The following is a 4,063-nucleotide window of genomic DNA, read 5'->3' on the forward strand; positions in this document are numbered from 1 at the left end:
CGTATGTTAAAAACCTGATTGCAATGCGAAAAACTATCCCTGCTTTTGGAAATGATGGTACATTCCAAATCGTTATGTACGATAATGAAGCAAATACATTAGTCTATCAAAAGCAAGCAGGTAATCGGCGTATCCTTTTTGTTATAAATAATGGTACGGAGGAGCAGACGTTAGCTTTACCAGATTTTCCTGAAAAATATTGTAGTGAATTACTTGTGGGAACTAGTAAAGATACAGTCCATTCACGAAAGCCGATTCAACTGAAACCGTTAGATAAGATAAAAGTTTCTCCATTAGGATTTCGTATTTTTGAATATAGTAATGAACAGATAATTTAAAGCAACAAGATTAAGACACTAGATCATTTTCCAAATATTTACCTCAGGACAGTTCTTGTTAAAAACCACAAGAACTGTCCTGTCACCAAATTCTTTCCGTCCACTTATCATAGCTGTTGCTACCGGGAGGCTGATGACTTTCTCTTTAGAAGAAAAACAATGTATATGAACACAATCTTTCCAATAGTCATATTTGACAATTAGCAAAAATGATGTATACGAAAGATAGAAGTTCATACAATACGAAAGACTGATGCCACACGTTCTACGATCTCATCATACAGTTTGGTACCTTCCATGGACGACTGCTCATTTATATAGTCGATTAATCTCACGCAAGTCCCGTTTTGCAGTAGGAAAGATGAGCACTTTATATTTTGTCACAAATCTTTAACCTCATATTCTGAGCCACTTTCAAGAAATCTTCACCATTTGCACCGTTTTCAATTTCCGCCTCTACTTCAGATAACTTACTATATCACTCAATTAAAGCTTCTTGGCGCTCATACTCCTCAATACTCATTTCGACCATATCTCTGTGATAAATACAGGTTCCCGTTCCCGACGGCAGAACTCGGAGATTTCATTTGCGTTGTTACGCAAATCTGAGATAGGACGAATTGTAGGCATACATACTTTCTCCCTTCTGTAAATTGTTAAGTTTAATTATCGCGCAATTAAGAGCAATTTATGCATAATTTTATGAGTAAATATACACACATATACTTTATTAACTATTGATATTATTAAATATAATGATTACTACTTTTCATTTTCATTTGAAAGATATATACCGATAATATGGCAATGACTAAACCATAATCTACTATCCACCATATATGATTATTTATGGAATCATGGTTCTCTTTTCTTCGCTAAGGCCGATTTAGGCACGTCCAAAAAAATAACTAGTCAATTTTGGTAAAAAGCGTAAAAATACCCTTTGAAATATGTTTTAATTGTAATTAGTGAAAAAACAAAAAACATAACAAAGGATATGGATACTATGATACAGAACTTTTATTTAAATTTCAAAGGTGTATTACGTGAGACCATTAACAAATTAACAGGCTCAGATAAACGTATTGCCTTGGCCATGACTGCAGAAAGTATTGGGAAAGGCGGTCAATCAATTGTTGCCAGGGAGTTTCAGGTTAGCAGGGATACCATCAGGAAGGGCAGCCTTGAGCTTAAAACCGGAATTCCTATAAAAGATAACTTTCATGCGAGAGGAAGAAAAAAAGTAGAAGACAAACTTCCTAACCTTTTACAAGATATAAAAGACATTATAGACGCACAAAGTCAGACTGATCCAAGTTTTAATACGACTAGATTATTTACAAGAATAACCGTAAAGGAACTCAGAAAACAACTAATTAATCAAAAGGGATATAAAGATGACGAGTTACCTTCTAACCAAACATTAAACAACAAAGTAAACCAACTTGGCTATCAGCTGAAAAAAGTACAAAAAGTAAAACCACTAAAGAAAATTGAAGAAACGGATGCGATTTTTCAAAACTTGAAAGAAGTACACGATGGGTATCAAGGTAAAAGCAACGTTCTACGATTATCCATTGATACTAAAGATAAGGTGAAAATTGGCCCGTTTTCCAGAGGTGGCAGGAGCCGAGGCAATGTCCAAGCAGCCGATCATGATTTTAGCAAGGATTTTTTGACTCCGTTTGGAATCTTGGACGTGACAAATGATCATTTAGAGCTTACGTTCACGGAATCAAAAGTGACGGCTGATTTTATGGTTGACAGCATAGAGGCTTACTTCCTCAAGCAAAATTTTCAAAATGAGGTGGACACCTTGGTCATCAATGCCGATAATGGACCAGAAAATAACAGTCGTAGAACTCAATTCATGAAAAGAATCATAGAGTTTGCCGCAAAATATGACGTAAAGGTGATTTTAGCCTATTACCCTCCTTACCATAGCAAATATAATCCCATCGAACGCGCATGGGGCATCTTGGAGCAACATTGGAATGGGGATATTCTGGACACACAGGAGGCTGTATTGGGATTTGCATCAAGTATGACTTGGAAAGGGAAAAACCCTTGTGTAACTCTTGTAGAGAAAGTATATGAAACGGGCATAAAGGTAGAAAAAAAGGATATGGCAGAGTATGAAAAGATGATTGACCGAGCAAGGGTATTGGGAAATGGTTTGTCGAGATAAACCCAGATAAATGTAAGAGAGCGTTACAAATGGGTATAAAGGTGTAGAGGCTGAAATTGGGGAAGGGAGAAGTATATTTTTTTTCGGGAAAACCAGGTAAATTCACCCATTTTATCAGACATTTTTAAAGAGATAAGTCGGTTAAAACCACTCAGCACCGTTTTTGTATTCGTAATTTTCAATAAATTGACTTATTATTATTTTTAATATCCCTAAGTAGCTGATCTAGTATCTAGGAAAATAAATATGATATCCGAAATAGCAAATCCCACTCCGGGGTTTGCTATTATTTTTAAGAGGCTTATTTAAGGTTTATTTAAGATTAACATTAAAATGGTGTAAGGTTCAGGGCGTATAATCATCTTTGTAGTCACAGGGAGGATTAATCAATGAAAACAATATTACAAACAAATAATGTTCAAAAAGTATTTGGTACGAAGGGAAATGTCTATAAAGCATTAGAAAATATTGATTTAGAAATTAAAGAAGGAGAATTTATTGGAATCATGGGACCTTCGGGTGCTGGGAAATCGACATTATTAAATGTCATATCTACTATAGACACTCCAACGTCCGGAGATATTATCATCGACAACCAACATATTGTCGGCATGAAAGAAAAACAACTGGCCGACTTTCGCCGAAATCAGCTAGGTTTTATCTTTCAAGATTATAACCTTCTTGATACGTTAACGGTTAAAGAAAATATCTTACTTCCACTTGCATTATCAAAAGTCTCGACTAGTGAGATTGAAAAACAAGTAAAAAAAATTGCGGAGACTTTTGGAATAAGTGAAATACTTGATAAATATCCGTATCACATATCAGGTGGTCAAAAACAGCGAACCGCAGCTGCTAGGGCGATTATTACAAACCCAAGCCTCATATTGGCAGACGAGCCAACAGGTGCATTAGATTCCAAATCCACAACCAGTTTACTTGAAAGCTTATCGATGTTAAACGAACAGAATCACTCTACTATTATGATGGTTACACATGATGCTTTTGCTGCAAGCTTTTGTAAACGAATATTGTTTATTAAAGACGGCAAGATTGATGCTGAAATTCATAAATTACAACAAACTCGTCAAGAATTCTATCAAAAAATATTAGATGTCCTCGCTTCACTTGGAGGTGGGATTTAAATGACACTGTTCCGTATTGCTGGGAAAAATATAAGAAAAAACTTTACCAATTACTTTTTATATTTTTCTTCCATGATTTTTAGTATTGTGATTTACTTTACATTCGTTTCTTTAAAATATGATGAAACGATCGCTGCTACAACGGAATCATCGCAAAAAATTAGCTCTGTCTTCAATGCTGCATCGGTCGTCTTGATCATCTTTGTCGCCATTTTCATTTGGTATTCAAACTCTTTTTTTACAAGGAAACGAAAAAAAGAGATCGGACTTTATTCATTACTAGGTGTACGTAAGAAACAAATCGGTCGGTTGCTATTTTATGAAAACTTTTTAATGGGGATTATCGCCCTCTTTATTGGTATTTTACTTGGTTCTGTTTTATCCAAATTCTT

Annotated in this window: 2 protein-coding genes and 2 pseudogenes; all 4 read left to right on the forward strand. The window is 35.1% G+C overall.

Annotated features, from left to right (window positions below):
• A pseudogene (locus ACPYKA_RS19535) lies at positions 1-338 on the forward strand (hypothetical protein); the annotation flags it as partial.
• Between the two features lie 1,006 nt (positions 339-1,344).
• Positions 1,345-2,573, forward strand: a pseudogene (locus ACPYKA_RS19540) (ISAzo13 family transposase).
• Between the two features lie 342 nt (positions 2,574-2,915).
• Positions 2,916-3,671 (forward strand): ABC transporter ATP-binding protein, encoded by a 756-nt coding sequence (locus ACPYKA_RS19545; RefSeq protein ID WP_479543868.1) that lies wholly within the window; start codon positions 2,916-2,918, stop codon positions 3,669-3,671.
• Positions 3,672-4,063, forward strand: a 392-nt coding sequence (locus tag ACPYKA_RS19550; protein ID WP_479543869.1) for an FtsX-like permease family protein, incomplete at its 3' end; no start/stop codon positions are given. It abuts the gene before it with no gap.

The sequence above is a fragment of the Pseudogracilibacillus amylolyticus (SeqCode) genome (genome assembly GCF_051918545.1).
Taxonomy (GTDB): Bacteria; Bacillota; Bacilli; order Bacillales; family Amphibacillaceae; genus Pseudogracilibacillus.

Bases quoted from the DNA above. Each gene is read 5' to 3' on its own strand.
- ACPYKA_RS19545 (WP_479543868.1), top strand. From the start codon at position 2,916: ATGAAAACAATATTACAAACAAATAATGTTCAAAAAGTATTTGGTACG.